Source organism: Thermodesulfobacteriota bacterium (assembly GCA_035325995.1).
GTDB lineage: Bacteria > Desulfobacterota_D > UBA1144 > Nemesobacterales > UBA2774 > JADLGH01.
On the sequence record DAOKYU010000010.1, the window covers coordinates 1 to 21,023 of the forward strand.

A 21,023-nucleotide genomic window follows, 5' to 3' on the forward strand; every position below is an offset into this window, starting at 1 on the left:
GTCAGGTGGTAATAGCAAGACTGCTGCTACTTCGGAATCCTGCACGCGAGGCGTGGACACATAGTGTCTCTTTCGACATAGCACAGGGGGCGCCGAGACCGCCTGAAGCGCGTCTGGTGATAATGGCAAGACTGCTGCTACTTCGATATCCTGCGCACGTGGTGCGCCGGCCCGGGAATGTATTGCTGCGCTGCTTATGCAGCTTGCAATATTAAGGGATTCTCGACGTAGCGCCGAAGCTGCTAAAACCATCGGAAGCGCGGCAGGTGGTAATGGCAATGCGTTGCTACGTCGATTTCCAGCGGACGTGGTCCGCCGCCTTGCTTGTAAAGCGTCGAGCGTATAATCTTTTCGGATTACTCTCCCAGGGCTGAAGGTGCCGGCTGAATGAGTTTCACGATAGAAATAATCACGACGGGCGACGAGCTTATGACGGGCCTTACGGCGGACGGGAATTTCTTCAGGGCGGGGGATGTTCTCGCGTCGAGGGGGCTCGAAGTCGCGTATCACACCACCGTCGGTGATTACGCGGACCGCATCGTCGAGGCGTTCGGAATCGCACGCGCGAGGGCGGACGCGGTTATCGTTTCGGGCGGTCTCGGGCCTACGGCGGACGACCTTACGGCGGAGGCTGCGGGGCGCTTCCTCGGCACCGGGCTGGAGCTTAACCGCGAGGCGCTTGCGTCCATAGAAGCACGGTACAGGCAGCGCGGGCGTGTGATGACCGGGATCAACCGGAAGCAGGCCTGCCTGCCGAAAGGATGCACCGTTCTTATCAACGAATGGGGCACCGCGCCGGGATGGCGATCGGAATCGGAAGGGACGGTGTTCTATTTCCTCCCCGGAGTGCCGAAGGAGTTTAGGGCAATGATGGACGCGTACGTGCTGCCGGAGCTCGAAAAGGCGGCTGCGGGAAGGCCGGTTGCGAGGACGCGGCTCGTAAAGACGTTCGGGCTCCCGGAGTCGGGCGTCGCCGAAAGGCTCGCCGGCCTGGAGAGGGAAGGGGTGAGGCTGGGATACAGGGCGCACTTCCCGGAGGTGCATCTCAGGGTGACGGCCTACGCCGGGACCGAAGACGGCGCGGCGGCTCTATTGGACGATTATACCGACGAGGTGACGGCGCGGCTCGCAGGGTACGTGTTCTCCACGAACGGGGAGACCATGGAGGAGGTCCTTGGCGGGCTGCTCCGGGAGAGGGGCCTTACCCTCGCGACGGCTGAATCCTGCACCGGGGGGCTGATATCGCATAGAATCACGAACGTCCCGGGAAGCTCGGCTTATTTCCTCGAAGGGGTCGTATCTTACAGTAACGAGGCCAAGGAGAAGATTCTGGGCGTTCCGCACGAGGTTCTCCTTGAGCACGGTGCGGTGAGCGGCCCCGTCGTCGAGGCGATGGCAAGGGGCGTAAGAAAACTGGCGAATGCCGACGTAGGAGTCGCCATCTCGGGCATAGCGGGGCCCGGCGGGGGGACGTTGGAAAAACCGGTCGGAACCGTGTACATCGGAACGGATTCGGCCTCGCACGGGGCGAGGTCGGAGCGGTTTTTATTTTTCGGGACGCGCGAGGAAATAAAGCTCGCGACGTCGTCCCGGGCGATAATGACTGTTATGCAGATTTTACTAAATAACGTATAATTCGGGAGTTATTATGGCAAAACAACCACTCGCTGAAGACAGCAACGCAGAAAGGGAAAAAACGATAGAGCTCGCGATATCGTCGATAGAGAAGCAGTTCGGAAAGGGATCGATCATGAGGCTGGGGTCGGGGGCGCCGATTCCGCAGCTCTCGGTCGTATCCTCGGGCTCGCTCGGGCTCGACATAGCGCTAGGCGTCGGGGGATTCCCCAGGGGAAGGATAATCGAGATATACGGACCGGAAGCTTCGGGCAAGACGACTCTCGCGCTTCACGTGATAGCCGAGGCGCACAGGAAGGGCGGGATAGCGGCCTTCGTCGACGCCGAGCACGCTCTCGACCCTAATTACGCAAATAACCTCGGCGTAAGGGTGGACGAGCTTCTTATATCGCAGCCCGACTTCGGCGAGCAGGCGCTCGAAATCGTCGATACGCTCGTAAGGAGCGGGGCGGTGGACGTCATCGTCCTCGACTCGGTGGCCGCGCTTACGCCGCGCGCCGAGATAGAGGGCGAGATGGGCGACGCGCACGTCGGGCTCCAGGCAAGGCTGATGTCACAGGCTCTAAGGAAGATAACGGCCACCGTGGGCCGCTCGAACACGCTCGTCATATTCGTGAACCAGACGCGTATGAAGATCGGCACTCTCCCATACCAGAACCCCGAAACGACGAGCGGCGGCACGGCGCTGAGGTTCTACTCGTCCGTCAGGATAGACGTGAGGCGTATAGGGTCCATCAAGGACGGCGACGACGTGAGGGGGAACAGGGTGCGCGCCAAGGTCGTGAAGAACAAGGTGTCACCGCCGTTCAGGGACGCCGAGTTCGACATCATGTTCGGAAGCGGCATATCGCAGACGGGCGAGATGATAGACATCGGGACCAAGCACAACATCGTGGAGAAGAGCGGCACGTGGTTCTCGTACGGCGGGGAGAGGCTCGGGCAGGGAAGGGAGAACGCGAGGGCGTTCCTCGCCGAGAATCCGGACCTTGCGGAGAAGCTCAAGGGAGAGATATTCGCGAAGACCGGCATGACGAAAAATATAAAGGCCGAAGAGGAGTAGCGGCCCGGAGCGGGACATGGGCATAAACATCGACGACATTCTGAAGGCGGCCGTCAGGGTGGGGGCATCGGACATACACATAGGCACCGGGCGGCACCCTATATTGAGGGTCGAGGGTAAGCTCATGCCGGTGAAGAACGCCCCCAGGCTCACGCCGGACGACGTGAAGTCGATGGCGTATTCGATGATGAACCCGTCCCAGAGGGAGAGATTCGAGCAGCTCTACGAGATGGACCTCGCCTACAGCATAAGCGGGCTTTCGAGGTTCAGGGTCAACATCTTCCAGCAGAGGGGCACGCTGTCCATAGCGATAAGGTCCATCCCCTTTAACATCCTTAACTTCCAGTCGCTCCACCTGCCTCCCGTAATGGAGAAGATAGCCGGAGAGGAGAGGGGGCTTATAATCGTCACGGGGACGACGGGAAGCGGCAAGTCCACCACGCTCGCCGCCCTGGTGGACTACATTAACAAGAACAAGGCGCGGCACATAATCACCGTGGAGGACCCTCTCGAATACATGCACGAGGACCAGATGAGCTACATCAACCAGAGGGAGGTGGGCATCGATACCATGGCGTTTGCAAACGCCATGAGGGCCGCCCTCAGGGAAGACCCGGACGTCATACTGGTCGGCGAGCTCAGGGATCTGGAAACGATGGAGATTTGCCTTTCGGCGGCCGAGACGGGGCACCTCGTCCTGACTACACTCCACACGCTCGACGCCATGGAATCGATAAACCGGATGCTGACCGTGTTCCCGCCCCACCAGCACAACCAGGTGAGGTATCAGCTCGCACAGGTGCTGAAGGCTATTATTTCCCAGAGGCTCGTGCCCACCGCCGACGGCAAGGCGCGCGTCCCTGCCGTCGAGGTGCTCATAGCCACCGAAAGGATAAAGGACCTCATTTCGGACCCGGCGAAGACCTGGGAAATAAGGCAGGCCATACAGGAGGGGAGCCTCCACTACGGCATGCAGACGTTCGACCAGTGCCTGTACAACCTTTACAAGGGCAACTTTATCACGTACGACGAGGCGATGAGACAGGCGACGAACAGGAACGACCTGGCAATGAGGATAGAGGGCATAACCTCGGGCTCGTCGTCGCTCGTCCGCGAGGAAACCTTCGGCACCCAAACCTCGCGCTGACAACCGGCCCCCGCCTCCCCCGCATCCCGGCGTTCCATCCGCCGTATCCCCGTCAATTCATACGTGGGCGACAGCATCAAAATTTGATATACTCTATATTAATGGCCTCCATGAAAGTACTCGCCATCGAAACGTCCACGTACTCCGGGAGTATAGCCGTCGCGGACGGCGACAGGATACTGGGCGAGTATTACATGGGCATGGGGCCGTCCCATTCCGAAAAGCTGATTCCGAAGGTGGACATGCTCCTTTCGGAGCTCGAAATCGACAAGCGGGAGCTTTCGGGGCTGGCCGTCACCGCCGGGCCGGGGTCGTTCACGTCGCTGCGTGTCGGCATATCGACCGTTAAGGGGCTTGCGTTCGCCCTCGATCTGCCCGTCGTTTCGGCTTCGTCGCTGGAGCTTCTGGCGATGAATGCGCCGTTTTCGAAATACCAGATATGCCCGATAATAGACGCCCGGAGGGGCGAGGTGTTCTCGGCCCTTTTCAGGCACCGGGACGGGAATCTCGCGAGGGCCGCCGAAGACGCCCCGCGCACGCTCCGGGAATTAGGGAGTATAATAAAGGAAAAAACGATATTTATAGGGGAAGGCGCTTTACTTTATAAAGATTTTCTGGAAGATAATCATGGTGAAAGCGAGCCCGGCGAGAGTGTGTTCTGCCCCTCGTATTTGAACTATCCGAGGGCTTCGTCGCTCGCTTGCCTGGGTGTCCGGAGATTGCGCGAAGGGCTTTCCGAGGATGCCGCGCTGCTATCGCCGGCGTACCTTAGAAAGCCAGACGCAGAATTATCAGCAAAGGGGAGAGACCATGACAGAATCTGAGATAATCGAGAAGCTTCTCGAGGGGGACGAGGAGTTCCAGAAGCTCTACGCCGAGCACAGGGAACTCGACGAGGTCGTAAGCAGCCTCGAGAGCAAGGAGTCCCTGAGCTTCGACGACGAGGTCGAGGTGAAGAGGCTCAAGAAGATAAAGCTTTCGCTCAAGGACAGGATGGAGGCCAGGATAGCGGAGTGGAAGCACAGGGTCGAAGCCTGAGGGCGGAAGACCCTGAAAGTAGTGCCTGAACATAGATTATCAAATCGCCCGGCGGACGTGTATACGTCGCCCGGGCTAACCTACGGGGGTGTATTAGAATGGCAAGAATGATTGGAGCCGAGATGTTTTTCGAGACTCTCATACACGAGGGCATAGACGTGGTGTTCGGAATTCCGGGCGGCTACGTGCTCAAGGTGTACGACGTAATGTCCAAGTATGAGGATCGGTTAAGGCACGTTCTTGCCAGGCACGAGCAGGGCGCAACCCACATGGCTGACGGCTACGCGAGGGCATCCGGCAAGCCTGGCGTGGTGCTCTGTACTTCCGGTCCGGCCGCGACGAATACCGTAACCGGCATAGCCACGGCGCAGATGGACTCTTCTCCCATAGTCGTTTTTACGGGACAGGTCCCTCTTCCGTACCTTGGTAGCGACGCATTCCAGGAGGCGGACCACATCGGTATAACCCGCCCCTGCACGAAGCATAATTACCTGGTGAGGAAAACGTCAGAGCTCCCGCGCGCGATGAAGGAGGCGTTTTACATCGCGGGGACGGGGAGGCCGAGCCCGGTCCTCGTAGACATGCCGAAGGACGTTCTCCTCGGCGAAGACGAGCTCGTCATACCGGATTCCGTGGGCCTTCGGGGCTATAAACCCCCAACCAAGGGGCACCACGGCCAGGTAAAGCGCGCGGTCGATATGCTCCTCGCGGCGAAGAAGCCGCTCATATTCGGCGGCGGAGGGCTCATATGGTCCGGCGCGACCGAGGAGTTAAAGGAGCTCGCTCACAGGCTCCAGATCCCCGTCACGCTTACGCTGATGGGGCTCGGCGCGTATCCGGCGGACGACCCGCTCTACATAAGCATGCTCGGCATGCACGGCTCGTACGCGGCCAACATGGCCGTCCACGAGTGCGACCTCGTAATATCCATAGGCGCCCGGTTCGACGACAGGGCGACCGGCGGAAACTTCGCGAAGTTCGCGCCCAATGCAAAGATCATTCACATAGACATCGATCCGTCGACGATAGACAAGAACATAGTCGTTCACTGTCCGATAGTCGGCGACGCGAAGCTCGTTCTCCAGCAGATGCTCGAGCTCCTTCCCGCCAAGGTGAAGAACGACAGGAAGGAGTGGTCGGGCCAGATCAAGAGCTGGCAGAAAAAGTATCCATATTCCTATAACCAGGGCGACGAGAAGATCCTCACGTCCTACACGATCGACACTCTGAGCAAGATCACCGACGGCGAGGCCGTCATCGTATCCGACGTCGGCCAGCACCAGATGTGGGTCGCCCAGTGGTACAAGTTCAAGCACCCGAGGACTCACATCACGTCGGGCGGGCTCGGCACGATGGGCTTCGGCTTCCCGGCCGCCATGGGCGCCAAGTTCGCCCGTCCGGACAAGCAGGTCGTCAGCGTGTGCGGGGACGGCAGCTTCCAGATGAACCTCCAGGAGCTCGCGACGGCCGTCGAGAACCGTATGGACCTCAAGATCATTCTTCTCAACAACGGCCACCACGGCATGGTCAGGCAGTGGCAGACGATGTTCTTCGAGGGCAACTATTCGGCCTCGAAGTTCGGCGTGCTGCCGGATTTCGTGAAGCTGGCCGAATCCTTCGGCGCGGTGGGCATGAGGGCGTCGAGGCCCGACGACCTCGAACCCACGCTCAGGGAAGGGCTGTCGACTCCGGGCGTCGTGCTGATGGAAGTCATGGTCGATTACGAGGAGCTCGTGTATCCGATGATCGCCCCGGGCGGCGCGATGAACGAGATGCTCCTCGGGCCGGGCGCGCAGCTCAGTAACCTTGCAGACGTCGCCGATATGGCTTAACGGGAAAGATTGGGTATAATGAGTGAGCTTTTTATATAAGTGAGGGTTCTCATTCATCTTTTCCCCTGTATAATCAGCGGTTCATTCGGGTATACCGGGAGGTATACATGGAGGTATATATATTGTGAGGCATACGATAACGCTTCTTGTCGATAACGAATCCGGCGTTCTCTCGCGCATAGCCGGCCTCTTCAGCGCCAGGGGGTTCAACATAGAAAGCCTGAACGTCGCGGAGACGCTCGAGCCGGATACTTCGCGCATTACGCTCGTCACCTCGGGCGACGATTTCATAATCCAGCAGATAATCAAGCGCTTTAACAACATGGTGAACGTGATAAAGGTGAGCGACCTCACGGACGAAGTGAGGGTCGAGAGGGAGATGGTGCTCGTCCGCGTGGACGCGAGGCCCGACACCCGGGCCGAGATACTCCGGACGGCCGACATATTCAGGGCCAAGGTCATAGACGTGGGGGCGAAGTCCTACACCCTCGAGCTCACGGGGGACAAGGACAAGGTGACCGCGTTCATAGAGCTCCTTCAGCCGCTAGGCGTAAAGGAAATAGCGCGCACCGGGACCGTGGCGATGAAACGCGAAAGCAAAGCCGTAAGGAAAGGAGAAGAAAGATGAAGGTTTATTACGACAGCGATATAAACCAGAATAAGATAAAGAAAAGAAAAGTCGCGATAGTCGGCTATGGCAGCCAGGGCCACGCCCACGCGCTCAACCTCCGGGACAGCGGCGTCGAAGTCGCAATCGGGCTCAGGGAAGGCAGCGGGAGCTGGGAGAAGGCCAAGCAGGCCGGGTTCAAGGTGATGTCCGTGGACGACGCGGCCAAGTGGGCGGACATCGTAATGATCCTCGCCCCGGATACGAGCCAGGCAGACATATACAGGAACGAGATTTCGGACAACCTCGACGCCGGTAACGCCATCGCTTTCAGCCACGGGCTCAACATCCATTACGGACAAATCGTCCCCCCGCCCAACGTGGACATATTCATGGTCGCGCCGAAGGCCCCGGGCCACACCGTCCGCGGCCAGTACGAAGAGGGCGCCGGCGTGCCGATGCTCGTGGCCGTCCACCAGGACGCGACGGGCGAGGCGAAGGAGATAGCGCTCGCCTACGCGGGAGCGATAGGCGGCGGAAGGGCCGGCATAATCGAGACGACCTTCAAGGACGAGACCGAGACCGACCTCTTCGGCGAGCAGGCCGTTCTCTGCGGCGGGCTTACGTCGCTCATCATGGCCGGGTTCGAGACCCTCGTCGAGGCTGGATATCCGCCGGAGATGGCGTACTTCGAGTGCTGTCACGAGGTTAAGCTCATCGTCGATCTCATCTACGAGGGCGGCATATCCAACATGAGGTATTCCATCAGCGACACGGCGAAATACGGCGACATCACGCGTGGGCCGAGGGTGGTAGACGCGGAATCCAAGAAAGAGATGAAGAAGATCCTGACCGAGATCCAGAACGGCGAGTTCGCCCGCGAGTGGATACTCGAGAACAGGGCGGGCAGGCCCGTTTACAACGCCCTCATGAAGAAGGGCGAGACCCACCCGATCGAGGACATCGGCGGGCAGCTGAGGGGCATGATGAGCTCGCTCTTCAAGAAGAAGCTGGTGGACAAGTCGAAGAACTGATGGAGCGAAAGCGGCCACCCATAGCCACCGAGGGGTTCACCTATCTCGGCATTCTGGCGTTCCTGGCCTGGGCGGCCGCGATAACGGGGTTCACGACCGTTTCTTTCGTATTCGCGGGGGCGGCCGTCGTGGTCCTGTTTTTCTTCAGGGACCCTGAAAGGGACGTCCCCGGCGCCCCGGAGGCAGTCGTTTCGCCGGCGGACGGCGAGGTGCTGGAAGTCGCCGAGGTTTACGAAACGGACTTCCTCGGAAAGCCCGTTACCAGGGTCTCCATATCGCTCGCGCTTTACGATTGCCACATTAACAGGATGCCCGTGAAGGGCAGGGTCACCGGTACGAAATACTCCCCCGGAAGCTTCCACATAGCCAATATGCCCCGCTGGCTTTTCTCCGAAGGCATGAAGAGGAAATCCGACGACAACGAGAGGCTTTCGACGCTCGTAGAGACGCCCGGGGGCGACAGGTTCGTCGTGACGCAGATAGCGGGATTCCTCGCCCGGCGCATAGTTTCCTACGCCGACGTCGATACGAAGTTCGAGAAGGGGCAGAGGTTCGGAATGATAAAATTCGGGTCGAGGGTGGACGTATACGTGCCGGAAGGGTATATAATAGAAACGAGGGAAGGGCGCAGGGTAAAAGCAGGGGAGAGCGTGATAGCATGGCAAGACGCGAGCAGGGCGTAAGGCGGAAGAAGTCGAGGCGGCAGAAGGTGATGCCCGTTCTTCCGAACATCTTCACAACGGGGAATCTTTCTTTCGGACTGCTTTCTATAATGACTTCCTTACAGGTGGCGGCCGGTCACGGCGCGCCCGCCGGCTCGCCCGAGTGGGAGTTCAAGAGGCTATGGTGGGCGGGCGCTTTCATCGTCATATCCTTTTTCTTCGACATGCTCGACGGGAGGCTCGCGAGGTTCATAAAGCACGAGAGCAATTTCGGCCTCTCTTACGATTCGCTGTCGGACCTCGTTTCCTTCGGTGTGGCTCCGGCGGTGCTCCTTTATGTGTCGACGCTCATGGAAAAGGGCGAATTGGGCCTCATGGTCGTCATTTTCTACACCGTATGCGCCGCTCTCAGGCTCGCGCGGTTCAACGTGCAGTCGGGGGACGTCGAGCGGTTTAACTTCACGGGGCTCCCGAGCCCGATGGGCGCGGGGCTCGTCGTATCGCCGCTCATGCTGCTTTCGGCTCTCAGGATAACGCCGGACGAGCGGGTGATATGGTTTTACCTCTTCGCGGCCCCGGTAGTGGGGCTACTCATGGTGAGCAACGTAAGGTACGCGAAGCAGCCGACTTTCAAGCTCGGCGGGCCGTTCAACGCCCTCGTCGTCGCGGCCATAATAATCGCCGCCGTCATCACCAACCCCGAAATCATGTTCATCTTCCTCGTTTACCTCTACGCTATCTCGGGGCTCGTCATATACGCTTTTAAGTACCTCACCGGCAAAAGTGGGGCGCAGGACCACCCCCGGGCACGGGAAGAGGGCTGATTATTAGTCTTCGTAACTCCTTTCAATCAATAGCTATTCCCATGCGCGCCGGCTCCCCTCCTTGAACGGGGGGCAAATGCCGTTATCTTATTAGCTTTAAAAGTTCCCTAGATTCCAGATGCAGCTACTAAATAAAAAGGCGGGCCGCCGATGATACCGAATCTCGTTCGAATACTGAAACTGTATATAATTCCGGAAGGGGGTTTTTGGGGCGCGGCGCGGCTTGTGCCGGTAATCCTGACCGCAGCCGTGCTGGCAGCGGCGGTTTCGTGCAGCAAAGAGGAGAAGAGTATGGATAACGAAGCGGTTAAAACGAAAACGACTGCGAACGGCGTGACGAAATACGAGCTCGAAAACGGGCTTACGGTGATACTCGAAGAGAACCATTCCTCGCCGGTCGTGGCGGTGAACGTGTGGGTGAAGACGGGCAGCGCGTGCGAAAAAGAGGGCGAGTACGGCCTGGCGCACGTGCACGAGCACATGCTCTTCAAGGGCACCGAGAAGAGGGCCGTCGGCGAGATAGCCCGGGTCATAGAGGGCAGCGGCGGCGACATCAACGCGTTCACGTCGTTCGACGAAACGGTCTATTACGTCGTGATAGCGAGCAGGTTCCAGGACACTGCGCTCGACATCCTTTCGGACGCGATGCAGAACTCGACGTTCGACCCGGAGGAGCTCGACAAGGAGCTCGAAGTGGTCATCGAGGAGATAAGGCGAGGGCAGGACAGCCCGGGCAGGAATCTCAGCGAGAAGCTGTTCTCGACCATGTTCCTGGAGCATCCGTACGGGAGGCCGGTGATCGGGAGCATGGAGAGCGTAAGGTCTTTTACGCGTAAGGGCATCACGGATTTTTATCATAAGTGGTATTCGCCCCAGAACATGGCGCTCGTCATAGTCGGCGACTTCGACCCCGAGGCCATAGAGCCCAGGATAGAGGAGACGTTCGGGAAGCTGAAAAGGCGGGACATACCGGAGTGCGACATCGCGCCCGAGCCCGGGCAGAAGGAGATGAGGGCGTTCGTTCTCGACAAGCCCGTACAGGAGGGGTATTTCTCGCTGGCGTATCATGCCCCGAACGCGAGGGGCGAGGACGTTCCGGCGCTCGACGTCCTGGCGAACATACTCGGGGGCGGCGAGAGCTCGCGCCTGTACAGGGAAATAAAGGAAGAAAAGGGGCTCGCGAACAGCATATACGCCTACGCGTTCACCCCGAAGCGTGAGGGCATATTCGCCGTCGGCGGGACGCTCGACCCGGCCGAGTCGAAAGAGGCCCTTTCGGAGATAATAGGCGAGGTAGCGAGGCTGAAGCACGAGCCCGTGAGCGATCTCGAGCTCTCGAAGGCGAAGGTGAACATCGAAAGCGACGCTATATACACGAAGGAAACCATGCAGGGGCAGGCCCAGAAGCTCGGCTATTACGAGGTCGAGGCCGGGGACTTCAGGTACGAGGACGAGTACCTGGACAAGGTGAGGCAGGTGACGGCCGAGGACGTCATGGCTGCCGCGAACAAGTATCTGAACAACACGAATCTGACGGCCGGGTTTCTCTTGCCGACGGGGCAGGTGACGATAACGGAAGAGGAAATAAAATCCATAGCGGGCGAGGCCGACGGCCGGGCCGCGGTCGAAAACGTAAACGAAGAAGGAAACACTGAAACTGCGGACGGAGAGGAAGTGCTCACCGAAGAGGAATTCGCCGTTCACGGGAGCGGCGCGGCTCCGGCTTCGGCTTCGGCGACTCCGTCCCCGACGGCAGGGCCGGATACGGCGGCCGAGTCGGGGGTGAAGGAGCACGTCCTCGACAACGGCGTCAGGGTGCTTATAAAGCGTAACACCGGTGTGCCGCTCTTCGCGGCGCGCGCCGCGTTCCTGGGCGGGATCAGGTACGAGGACGCTAAAACGCAGGGCATGTCGAATTTCGCCTCGCGCATGCTGACGCGCGGCACGGATGCGAGGAGCGCCGCGCAGATAGCGCAGGAGATAGAATCCATTGCGGGCGACCTCGAAGGATTTTCGGGCCGGAACAGCTTCGGCGTCACGGTCGAATCGCTAAGCCAGAATTTCCCGCAGGCGATGGACCTGTTTTCTGACGTCCTGCTCCATCCTTCGTTCGACCGGCAGGAGGTCGAGAGGGCGCGGAGGGAGATACTGGCCGAGATAAACAGGGAAGGGGACAACCTCCTCAAGACGACTGTGAACCTCTTCCTGAATACGCTCTACAGCGAGCACCCGTACAAGTTCAATCCGCTCGGAACCGTGGACACAGTGACATCCTTTAATGGTAAGAACATACAGGCGTTCTATAAAAAATACGCGACCCCGGAGAACCTGGTCATCACGATTGTGGGCGACGTAGACGAGGACGAGGCGCTCGCGGTGGTGAAGGAAAAGTTCGGCGGGATGAAGAAGGGCGCGGAATCCGCGCCCGTGGTTCCGGCCCCCGCCGCTCCGGAGAAGATCACTGAGCTCGTCGAGACGAAGCCCGAGAAGGCGCAGACCCACATCATCATGGGCTTCCTCGCCCCCTCGCTCGGGGACAAGGATACCTATGCATTCGAGGTGCTGAACTCGGTTCTGTCCGGCCAGGGCGGGCGGCTGTTCCTGGAGCTCAGGGACAAGAAGAGCCTCGCTTATACCGTGACGTCCTTCTACACCCCGGGTATAGAGCCCGGGTTCTTCGGCGTCTACATCGGCACGGCTCCGCAGAAGGAAGCAGATGCAGTGAGCGCCATAAAGGAGCAGCTCGGGCTGGTGCTCGAAAAGGGCATCACCGACGACGAGCTGGAGCGCGCGCAGAATTACCTCGTCGGGAGCTTCGAGATAGGGCTCCAGCAGAATTCCTCGCAGGCGGCGAAGATAACGTTCGACGAGCTATACGGGCTCGGATGGGACGAGTACAAGAAATACCCGGAAGAGATTTACGCCGTCACGAAGGAAGACGTCCTTAAGGCGGCGCGTAAATATATAGACCTCGACAAGTACACTCTCGTCATCGTAAAGCCGGACAGTAACGGGAACGGCGGGCAGGGCTGAGCCCGTGCCGCGGCGCCCGAAACACGTCCGGATGCGTTCGGCGGGTTATGGCGGACTTTGAAAGGGGAGGCCGACCGGCCTCCCTATATTCCCACGGATTCACTTTTTGTATCTGCACGCAAAACCCGCGCGAGTATAGACGTCCTTGAATTTTAAAACGGGATTGGTGTATAATGGGGTTCAATAAAAAGAGTCCGGGGGAAATGATTACAAATCTTGTTTCTCGTTAAAGGAGGATTTGAATCAAAAGAGGTATGGAGAGTCTCTCTTCCCCCGGACCGTTTCCTCGTTGCACTTAATAGTATAGCCGAAAATTTCTTTCTGTAAGTTTTTTTCATCCTTAAAACCACTGCGCAGAACCGCGGGGTGCGGCCTCGCCGCCCCGGGAATCGCCGCGAGCTCCGCGCCTTGTCTGGTGTAAAATGCCTCGGAACAAGACAATAATTTCCCGCTGTCACGGCGGCTTCGGCCATCTCCCCCGACGTTTAATGAAATGTCCGCGGCGTGTTACGTCCGGGTACGGGATTTGCAATATGCGGTATTAGAATTGGTGCTAGAATTATTTACAGGAGGCAGCCGATCATGATGAGAGCCAACGTTTTCAGGAGTGCGAACAAGCATGAGCTCGTGGAAAAGCCGATTCCGAAGGCCGGGCCGGGAGAGGCCGTGATAAAAGTCACGCTCACGACCATCTGCGGCACCGACATTCATATCGTCAGGGGCGAGTTCCCGGTGGCCGAGGGGCTTACTATAGGGCACGAGCCCATAGGCGTGGTGCACGAGCTCGGGGAGGGCGTCACCGGATATACGATCGGCCAGCGCGTGGCCGTGAACGCGATCACCCCGTGCGGCGTTTGTTATTATTGCCTCTCGGCGGACTGGTCGCAGTGCGGCGGTTACCTCGGCGGGTGGAAGATGGGGAACACCATCGACGGCTGTCAGGCCGACTACGTCAAGATACCGGCGGCCATGGCCAACCTCGCCCCGATACCGGACGAGCTCTCAGACGAGGACGTCCTCCTTACGACGGATATATTTTCGACCGGGCTTTCGGGGGCGGAGAGCGCCGACATAAAGGTGGGCGATATAGTCGCCGTATTCGGGCAGGGGCCCATAGGGCTAGGCGCTACAGCGGGCGCGAAGCTTAAGGGGGCGTCGCTTATAATCGGCGTCGACGCCGTCCCGTCGCGTATGAAGATGGCGAAGCAGATGGGCGCCGACATCGTTATCGACTTCAAGAAGTCGGACGCCGTGAAGGAGATAATGAGCATAACGAAGGGCAGGGGAGCGGACGTCGCCATAGAGGCGATAGGCCTCCAGGCGACGTTCGAGAACGCTGTGAAATCGACGCGGGTAGGCGGCACGGTATCGACGCTCGGCGTATACGCGGCCGAGATGGCGAATATAGGCATCCCGAACAAGGACTTCGGGTACGGCATCGCCGACAAGAATATAGTCTCGACCCTGTGCCCGGGCGGGAAGGAGCGCATGCGCCGGCTCATCGAGCTCGTCAGGAACGAGCGCGTGAACCTCCGCCAGCTCATCACGCACCGCTTCACGCTCGACGAGATAGACGACGCGTACGAGCTCTTCATGTCGCAGGGCGACGGGGTGATAAAGGTGGCGATAACGCCGTAGGTGCCGCGCCGGGTGCGGGTTGGCCGCGGACCGCGGGCAGCATGCGTAAGCGAGGGGATTCTTTTCCGCGTGATGAATTCCCTCTTGCAATCGAGTGAGCGTCGTGGAGAATAGTAGGAAGTCCTACGCTCATGCTCGAAGCAGTAATAGTTATTATCGGTCTTTCGGTGTTCGAGATAATCTCGAGCGTCGATAATGCTGTCGTCAACGCGCACGTTTTAAGGACGATGACGGACCGCTTCAGGCGGTTCTTTCTCCTCTGGGGGATGCTCATCGCGGTCTTCCTCCTCCGGGGGGTCCTTCCGTTTCTCATCCTGTGGATAGCCAATCCCGACCTCTCCTTCATGCAGCTACTGACGCTGGCCTTTTCGGGGAGCAGCCGCGACATCGAGGAATCGCTCGCGCATTCGAAGCATTATCTCCTCATGGGCGGCGGGATGTATCTCTTCCTCGTTTTCCTCGCGTGGATATTCATGGAGGAAAAGAAGTACGTGTTCCCCGTCGAGCCCTTCATACACAAGCACTCGGTGTGGTTTTACGCGGTGACGTCGCTCCTGTTTACGGTGGTCATTTACGTGTCGCTCAGGTTCGACCCGTTCCTGGCATTCGCCGCGTCCGTCGGGACCACGGCGTTCTTCATCACGGACGGCTTCAAGAAGAACGCCGAGGCCAAGGAGAAGGAGCTCCTCGACCCTGCGATGAGCGGGTGGAGCAAGGTGTTTTACCTGGAGGTGCTCGACGCGTCCTTTTCGATCGACGGCGTGATAGGGGCGTTCGCGTTCACGCTTTCGATTCCGCTCATTCTCATCGGGAACGGCATAGGGGCGTTCGTCGTCCGGGAGGTCACAGTCAAGGGGATCGACTGGATATCGAAATACGCCTACCTCAAGAACGGGGCAATGTATTCGATAGGCATACTCGGCACGATCATGACGCTCGAAAGCTTCGGCATAGAGGCCCCTTTCTGGCTCGCGCCGCTCTGCACGATAATCATCCTTACGGTGTTCATGTACCTGTCCTGGCGCGAGATAAAGCTCAACGGCGGGGAGGTCGAGGAGACCGAAGGGAAGGGCTGACGCCGATACGGGGCATCAGCTCTTGCGCATTCCGCTGAGTATCTTCGCGTCTTCGGGCGCGTAGCCCGACTCGTCGTTGTCGAAGTAGAAGAAGACCTCTTTTTTCCTTCTCCGCCATTTCTTTATACGCTGCGCCCATCCGGCGAGGGCGTCCTCCGAATATTGGCCCTTGTAGGCGGCGCCCGGCCCGTGGAGCCGCACGTAGACCATGCCGGACGTGACGACTTCGGGGGAGCGGAGGCCGCCGATCTCGAAAATGCAGAACGCGGCGCCGTGCTTCTCCAGTATGGAGTACACGCCGTCGTCGAACCAGCTCGGGTCCCTGAGCTCGAACGCGTAGCGATGGCCGCCGGGGAGGGATTCGAGGAAGGATTCGAGCCTCTCGCGGTTGACGCGCCATTTGGGCGGGAGCTGGAACAGCACGGGGCCGAGCTTGCCGCCGAGGGCCTCCGCGGTCTTAAGGAGCCTCGATACGGGCTTTCGCGAGTCTTTCAGCTTTTTCATGTGGGTGATGTAGCGGCTCGCCTTGAGGGAGAATGTGAAATCCTCCGGAACGGTGCGGGCCCAGCGGCGGAGGGTTTTCTTCTCCGGCATGTGGTAAAAGGAGTTGTTTATCTCGACGGTGCGGAAGGTTTTTGCGTAGTGCCCGAGGAATTCGTCTCCCGAAAGGCCGTCCGGGTAAAAGGGCCCGACCCAGTGGTCGTAACTCCAGCCCGAGGTCCCGATGTGTATCCTGCTTTTCTTCGGCATGGTCTATTGCCCCCTCGCCTGCGTATTTTCGGGAACCCTTAAAACCAGAATACCCTACGGGGCGGCGAATGCGGGTAGATTTTCAGGGAGTGAGGCGAATTCGGGAATCACGGGGTAATATATTCACCGTCTGATGTCGTGAATTGTGAGAACGGGAGCGAGCAGAAACATGAAGCGTATAGTGATTGCGGTTTTGATGGTTTTATTCGTCGCCGGGTGCGCCGGGAAGTACGACTGGGATACGGAGCAGGAGATGCGCGGGGAGAGGAGGATGGACTGCACGGGGACCAAGACCACGAACGAGGCGGCGAACGTTACGAATTGCCCGCAGATAAGGCCGGACGGTGGGTGAGATCGTGACGAGCAAAGGATATTTGATAATGACCGAAGCTGAATAATCCACGCCTTAATTTGATTTGGTGTCTGCTACTTCCGAGCGGTACTGGATGAGCTCCTGTGTAGTCGGTCCGGGGCGTCCGAATGCTCGCTCGTTCGCATTCGTTCCCCTTGAAAAGGGGGAGGGAATTCAATATATGCGATTGGAATTAGCCCAAATCAAATTTCCCCTCTAACAAATCGTCTTCGAATTGTTTGATGCCTTTGAGGTCCGGGGAGTAGCCGCTGACGTCCGGGAAAGAGAGGTTCATGATCATCCCGTAGACGATAGAGGCGAGCATGGTGATGCGCTCGTAATCCTCGGCCGTGATTTCGAGGGGCAGGTCGATAAGCTCGCCATCCTTGTGCTCGACGAATTCGAGTATTCCCCGGTTTACTTTGTAGTCCGCGTAGTCGCGCGAATTCTCGACCAGTATCTTGTAGAAGATGAGCTGGTTTCGGTATTGGTGCATCTGTATCGGCTCGTACTGGCCGGTCCCTTTCCAGCCGGTCTTGGCCTTGCCGGTTTTGTAGTCGTGGACGACGGCCTCGCCGCTTCCCCCGGGGACCATCTTGTCTATTTTGCCCGTGAGGTGCGCGCCGCCCGAGAGGACAACCCCCTGGCTGTTGAAATTGACCTCCGACAGGTGCCCGGGGAGAAATCCGCTCATCTTCTTCCCGAAGAATACCGTGAGCATGTCGCGGCCCCGTTTCGAATAGTTCCTGTAGTCCTTCTCGCCCAGTCTTTCGGCCCTGAGCGCCTCGTCGAAAGCGCCGAGGAGGTCTTCCAGGCGTGGCGGTGCGCCGCCGTCCCGCTTGACCCGGACATACGCCTCCTGCATCACCCTGTGCACTGCCGTGCCGTACGATCCCGCGGCGCTCTTGGCCTGGGGGAACCTGAGGAGGTTCTGCTCGAAGAAGAGCTGGGGGCCGCCTTCGGCGACGTTGAGGAAGTTGTTCAGGTGCGTGACGCTCAGCTTGTACTCCCTTAAAGCGGGCTCCAAGACCGCTCTTTCGTCGAGGACTAGGGGGAGCTTGTGAAAGGATTCCCACGACGCGGAGAGGACCTCTGTATTGTCGGGCAGCTCTTCCTCGCCGACCTCGGGACACATGAACATCGGGAGTATGCTCTCGTCCTTATTTCCCTCGCCGGCCGGGGGCATGATGAACCCGAGACGCGAGGACTCGCGGCCGTTCTCCTTTCTTTCGTAGGATGTCATATAGAGGCTGCTCTTCGCACGGGTTATGGCCACGTAAAAGAGCCTCATGTGGTCGTCGGCGTCTTCCCCGGAGGGAGTTATGGGGAGGTTCGGCGGGAACTGGAGATTCGATCCCCTTCCGCCCCCCGCCCATATATCGTGCTGGCAGGCGACTATGAATACAGTGTCGAATTCGAGCCCCTTCGCGTTGTGTGCCGTGAGAAGGCTTACGGCGCATTCCGCGTTCATGAAAACGCTGTTGTCGATGACGGGGATAAAGTTCTCCCTGTGGAGACGGACGAAGGAGGCCATGTCGTCTACGCCGAGCACTTTGGTTTTTTTATAATCCCTCAGGGATTCGACGAATGTCCTCAGGCAGGAGAGAAACCTCGTGTATTCGAGCCTGTTTTCTCTCAGCCTTTCTTCCCCGAAATAATATTCCTTGAACGGCGATACGAATCTCTTTTTCGTGCGCGGCCCGGGCCCGGCGTCGTCGTCCTCGTCGGCCGGCGTCTGGGCGGGGCCCGACCCCATGAGGAGATCGAGCACGCGTTCCAGCGTATCGTGCATCGAGACCTCTCCCACGTATATGAAGAAGTCGGCGATGTTGCGTATGTAAGGGTCCTCGTGATCTTCCATTACGTCGAGCCAGAAACGCTCCTTTCTTCCGCCGATTCCCGCCGCGGTCCTCGAAATCTCCCAGACCGTTTTCCTCTTCTTTTCGAGCCCCCAGAACGGGTAGCTCAGAATCTCGGGCAAAAGCTCGTCCGCATCGTATTTGCCCTTCCGCCCGAGCGTCGAGACGAACTCCGCCATTCGTATGAGCTGCCTTATGTGAGGCTCGTCGAGAACGTTGTTGAACCTCTCGTACGTAAGCGGAACGCCAAGCGTGCTCAGGGCATCCGCGACGCCCGTGAGGCAGTCGTGGCGGCGGGCTATGACGGCGATGTCGTCGGGTGACTTGCCGCTGTCGATGAGGCGTTTTATCTCCCCGGCGACGTAGGTGTTCTCGTGGAGCGGCGAGGGGAACGAGCGTGACAGTATCTTGCCCGGGAGGATGTTGCCGTTAGCGGCCTCGATGGACTTGTTCAAATCCTTGACGAAGTTGACGAGGCGGTTTTTCGCCCCCCTGATAACGTATTCCGCCGCGTCGAGGATGCCTTTGGCCGAGCGGTAGTTGGAGGTTATCGTGATTATCTTCGCCTCGGGGTATGAGCTCCTGAAGCCGAGTATGTTGGCGAGCTCGGCGCCCTGGAACTTGTATATCGACTGGTCGTCGTCGCCTACAGCCATGACATTGGGGGATTTCCCTCCCTTCCCGTTGCCGGCAAGGAGACGGAGAAGCTTCATCTGCGCCCCGTTCGTATCCTGGAACTCGTCGACGAGTATGTACTCGTAGCGGTCCTGGAGGTCCAGTGCGAGTCTCGGGTTTTTCTCGATGGCCTCTATTACCCAGAGAATCATGTCGTCGTAGTCGTAGTATGTGAGATCGTAGAGCCGCCGCTGGTATTCGGCGTAAATGTCGGCCAGGGCCTTGAGCTTGTCCGTATTCCCGGCGCTCTTGAGGATGAGCCTGCCGTCATCGGTCCTGGCGGTGTTCTTCCGCTTCCAGTCCGATACGGGCGTCGTTTCGCCCACCAGGAGGAAATCGGCGAGCTCGCGGAGGGAATCCTTGAGCGTGCTGACTATGTGTGGGACGCCCGGGACGGGGGGGGCTTCGTCGACGCCGGAGCCGAGCTCGGAGACTATCCTTTTTATGCCGGACGCCATGCCTCTCGATACCCTCGCCGAGAACACGCTCTCTATGAGCGGGTTTATAGATTCGTATGATTTCTCGTTCTGCTCGACTACTTTCCTGAAGTCTTCCGGTGTAAGACCCGCCTTTTTTAAATCGCCGAACGCCTTCACCGCGCTCTTCAGGTATACGTAACCTTCGCTCGGGTGGTTTGAAGAAAGCGGGTTGTCGTACGGCAGCGCGCCCAGTATGTCTTCGAGTATCTCGATGCGGGTGACGTCGTCCAGCGGGTAGAACCTCGTTCCCCTGTGGAAGAATTCGGGATAGCTCCCTATAATTTCGACCCCGAAGCTGTGGAACGTGTGTATCGCTATCCTGTACGCGTCGCGGCCTATGAGCTCCGAAAGGCGTCTCCGCATGTTGTAGGCGGCGGCGTTCGTGAACGTAAGACAGAGGATGTTGCCGGGTGATACGAACGCCTTCCGGAGTATGTTGGCGGTTCTGAGGCCGAGTATCTCGGTTTTCCCCGTGCCGGGGCCGGCGACGACGAGGAGCGGCCCGTCTATGTGATTGACTGCATCTTTCTGCCGGGGGTTTAATTTCTCGTAACGTTTTTCGAATTCGCTCATTATGGTTCTGGCGGCGGGGGCCTGTCTTGGTGCCCTCGCCATGTCGTACGGCCGCCGCAGGGGGCAGTAAAAAGATTATGGTTTCGGAGCGCGCCCGTCAAGCGCGGGGGGGGAATTGCTGCGCCGCGTTCGGCTTCGGCCGGGGCCTTTCGGGCTTCGCATGGCTATCAGGCTACGCCGAGGCTTCGCCCCGACAGGGGCCGCGACAAGCGGGCGGTGCACGATATGATGATTTATCCACCGACTTTGCATTTTCCGTCATTCTGAACTTGATTCAGAATCTCGTTTTTAAAAGCATTAACAGGAAAGGCTAGGCATAAATCCCATGGGGTCTTCAGTGACTGAAGGGGAAGTTTTATACTTAACTTGTAAGGTCGATATAAGGCTTTCTACTTTTGACTGACCAAAAGTAGCACACACGTAGTGTGATTTACGACGAAGTACCTTCATGGATTTTTGCAACTGAAGTGCGGCTGGAGATTATAGCAATGCCTTGCTACTTCGAAAGCTGGTAGAGGCTGCGGGGTTGGCGGCCTTGCGGGGGACGTTCTGTAGTAGCTGGTAGATATGGAGAAAGGGTTCTCTACTTTTCCTTGATGAAAAGTAGCAAAAATCACGGGCCGGGAAAAATTCTGCTAAAAATCATCGTTCCTTCGCTAAATCCTCCAAATACTATACCCCCACCCTGACCCTCCCCCTGGGAGGGGGAGGGAAGAGTAAGGTAGGTCGGATTTTTAACGCTCATCCAC

General features: G+C 58.6%; 16 protein-coding genes. 14 read left to right on the plus strand and 2 right to left on the minus strand.

Annotated elements, in window-relative coordinates; genetic code table 11:
- The first annotated feature begins 387 nt into the window (after positions 1–387).
- From PKC29_12460 to PKC29_12520, 13 genes are all read left to right on the plus strand, one after another.
- The gene (locus PKC29_12460) at positions 388–1,635 is read left to right on the plus strand and encodes a competence/damage-inducible protein A (protein ID HML96230.1); all 1,248 of its coding nucleotides are present in this window, start codon (positions 388–390) and stop codon (positions 1,633–1,635) included.
- A gap of 13 nt (positions 1,636–1,648) precedes the next feature.
- Positions 1,649–2,695, plus strand: a complete 1,047-nt coding sequence (gene recA, locus PKC29_12465) for a recombinase RecA (GenBank protein HML96231.1) — start codon at positions 1,649–1,651, stop codon at positions 2,693–2,695.
- Between the two features lie 16 nt (positions 2,696–2,711).
- Positions 2,712–3,842: a type IV pilus twitching motility protein PilT gene (locus tag PKC29_12470; protein ID HML96232.1), complete on the plus strand. Its 1,131-nt coding sequence runs from the start codon at positions 2,712–2,714 to the stop codon at positions 3,840–3,842.
- Positions 3,843–3,943: 101 nt separating this feature from the next.
- On the plus strand, positions 3,944–4,666 hold the full coding sequence (gene tsaB, locus PKC29_12475; GenBank protein ID HML96233.1) for a tRNA (adenosine(37)-N6)-threonylcarbamoyltransferase complex dimerization subunit type 1 TsaB: 723 nt from the start codon (positions 3,944–3,946) through the stop codon (positions 4,664–4,666).
- Positions 4,653–4,880: a YdcH family protein gene (locus tag PKC29_12480; protein HML96234.1), complete on the plus strand. Its 228-nt coding sequence runs from the start codon at positions 4,653–4,655 to the stop codon at positions 4,878–4,880. The genes tsaB and PKC29_12480 overlap by 14 nt, the downstream gene beginning before the upstream one ends.
- A 98-nt stretch (positions 4,881–4,978) precedes the next feature.
- Positions 4,979–6,712, plus strand: a complete 1,734-nt coding sequence (ilvB, locus tag PKC29_12485; GenBank protein ID HML96235.1) for a biosynthetic-type acetolactate synthase large subunit — start codon at positions 4,979–4,981, stop codon at positions 6,710–6,712.
- 124 nt (positions 6,713–6,836) lie between these two features.
- Positions 6,837–7,340 carry an acetolactate synthase small subunit gene (ilvN, locus tag PKC29_12490; protein ID HML96236.1) on the plus strand — a complete coding sequence of 168 codons (504 nt, stop codon included), beginning with the start codon at positions 6,837–6,839 and terminating at the stop codon, positions 7,338–7,340.
- A complete protein-coding gene (gene ilvC, locus PKC29_12495; protein ID HML96237.1) occupies positions 7,337–8,353 on the plus strand; it encodes a ketol-acid reductoisomerase in 1,017 nt (338 codons plus the stop codon). The genes ilvN and ilvC overlap by 4 nt, the downstream gene beginning before the upstream one ends.
- Positions 8,353–9,036: a phosphatidylserine decarboxylase gene (locus PKC29_12500; protein HML96238.1), complete on the plus strand. Its 684-nt coding sequence runs from the start codon at positions 8,353–8,355 to the stop codon at positions 9,034–9,036. The genes ilvC and PKC29_12500 overlap by 1 nt, the downstream gene beginning before the upstream one ends.
- Complete coding sequence (gene pssA, locus PKC29_12505; GenBank protein ID HML96239.1) at positions 9,012–9,839, plus strand: CDP-diacylglycerol--serine O-phosphatidyltransferase; 828 nt, start codon at positions 9,012–9,014, stop codon at positions 9,837–9,839. The genes PKC29_12500 and pssA overlap by 25 nt, the downstream gene beginning before the upstream one ends.
- 291 nt (positions 9,840–10,130) lie before the next feature.
- Positions 10,131–12,872 (plus strand): pitrilysin family protein, encoded by a 2,742-nt coding sequence (locus PKC29_12510; protein HML96240.1) that lies wholly within the window; start codon positions 10,131–10,133, stop codon positions 12,870–12,872.
- Positions 12,873–13,457: 585 nt separating this feature from the next.
- Positions 13,458–14,510 (plus strand): alcohol dehydrogenase catalytic domain-containing protein, encoded by a 1,053-nt coding sequence (locus PKC29_12515; GenBank protein ID HML96241.1) that lies wholly within the window; start codon positions 13,458–13,460, stop codon positions 14,508–14,510.
- A 131-nt stretch (positions 14,511–14,641) separates the two neighbouring features.
- A complete protein-coding gene (locus PKC29_12520) occupies positions 14,642–15,586 on the plus strand; it encodes a DUF475 domain-containing protein (protein ID HML96242.1) in 945 nt (314 codons plus the stop codon).
- A gap of 15 nt (positions 15,587–15,601) precedes the next feature.
- On the opposite strand, the gene PKC29_12525 is transcribed toward PKC29_12520, so the two are convergent.
- Positions 15,602–16,336, minus strand: coding sequence for a DUF72 domain-containing protein (locus PKC29_12525; protein HML96243.1), 735 nt, complete (start codon positions 16,334–16,336; stop codon positions 15,602–15,604).
- 169 nt (positions 16,337–16,505) lie between these two features.
- Between PKC29_12525 and PKC29_12530 the strand changes: the two genes are divergently transcribed.
- Entirely contained in the window at positions 16,506–16,688 is a 183-nt protein-coding gene (locus tag PKC29_12530; GenBank protein ID HML96244.1) for a hypothetical protein, read from the plus strand.
- A gap of 193 nt (positions 16,689–16,881) precedes the next feature.
- Here PKC29_12530 and PKC29_12535 read toward each other — a convergent pair whose 3' ends face one another.
- Positions 16,882–20,316, minus strand: coding sequence for an ATP-dependent DNA helicase (locus tag PKC29_12535; protein ID HML96245.1), 3,435 nt, complete (start codon positions 20,314–20,316; stop codon positions 16,882–16,884).
- Between the last annotated feature and the right edge of the window lie 707 nt (positions 20,317–21,023).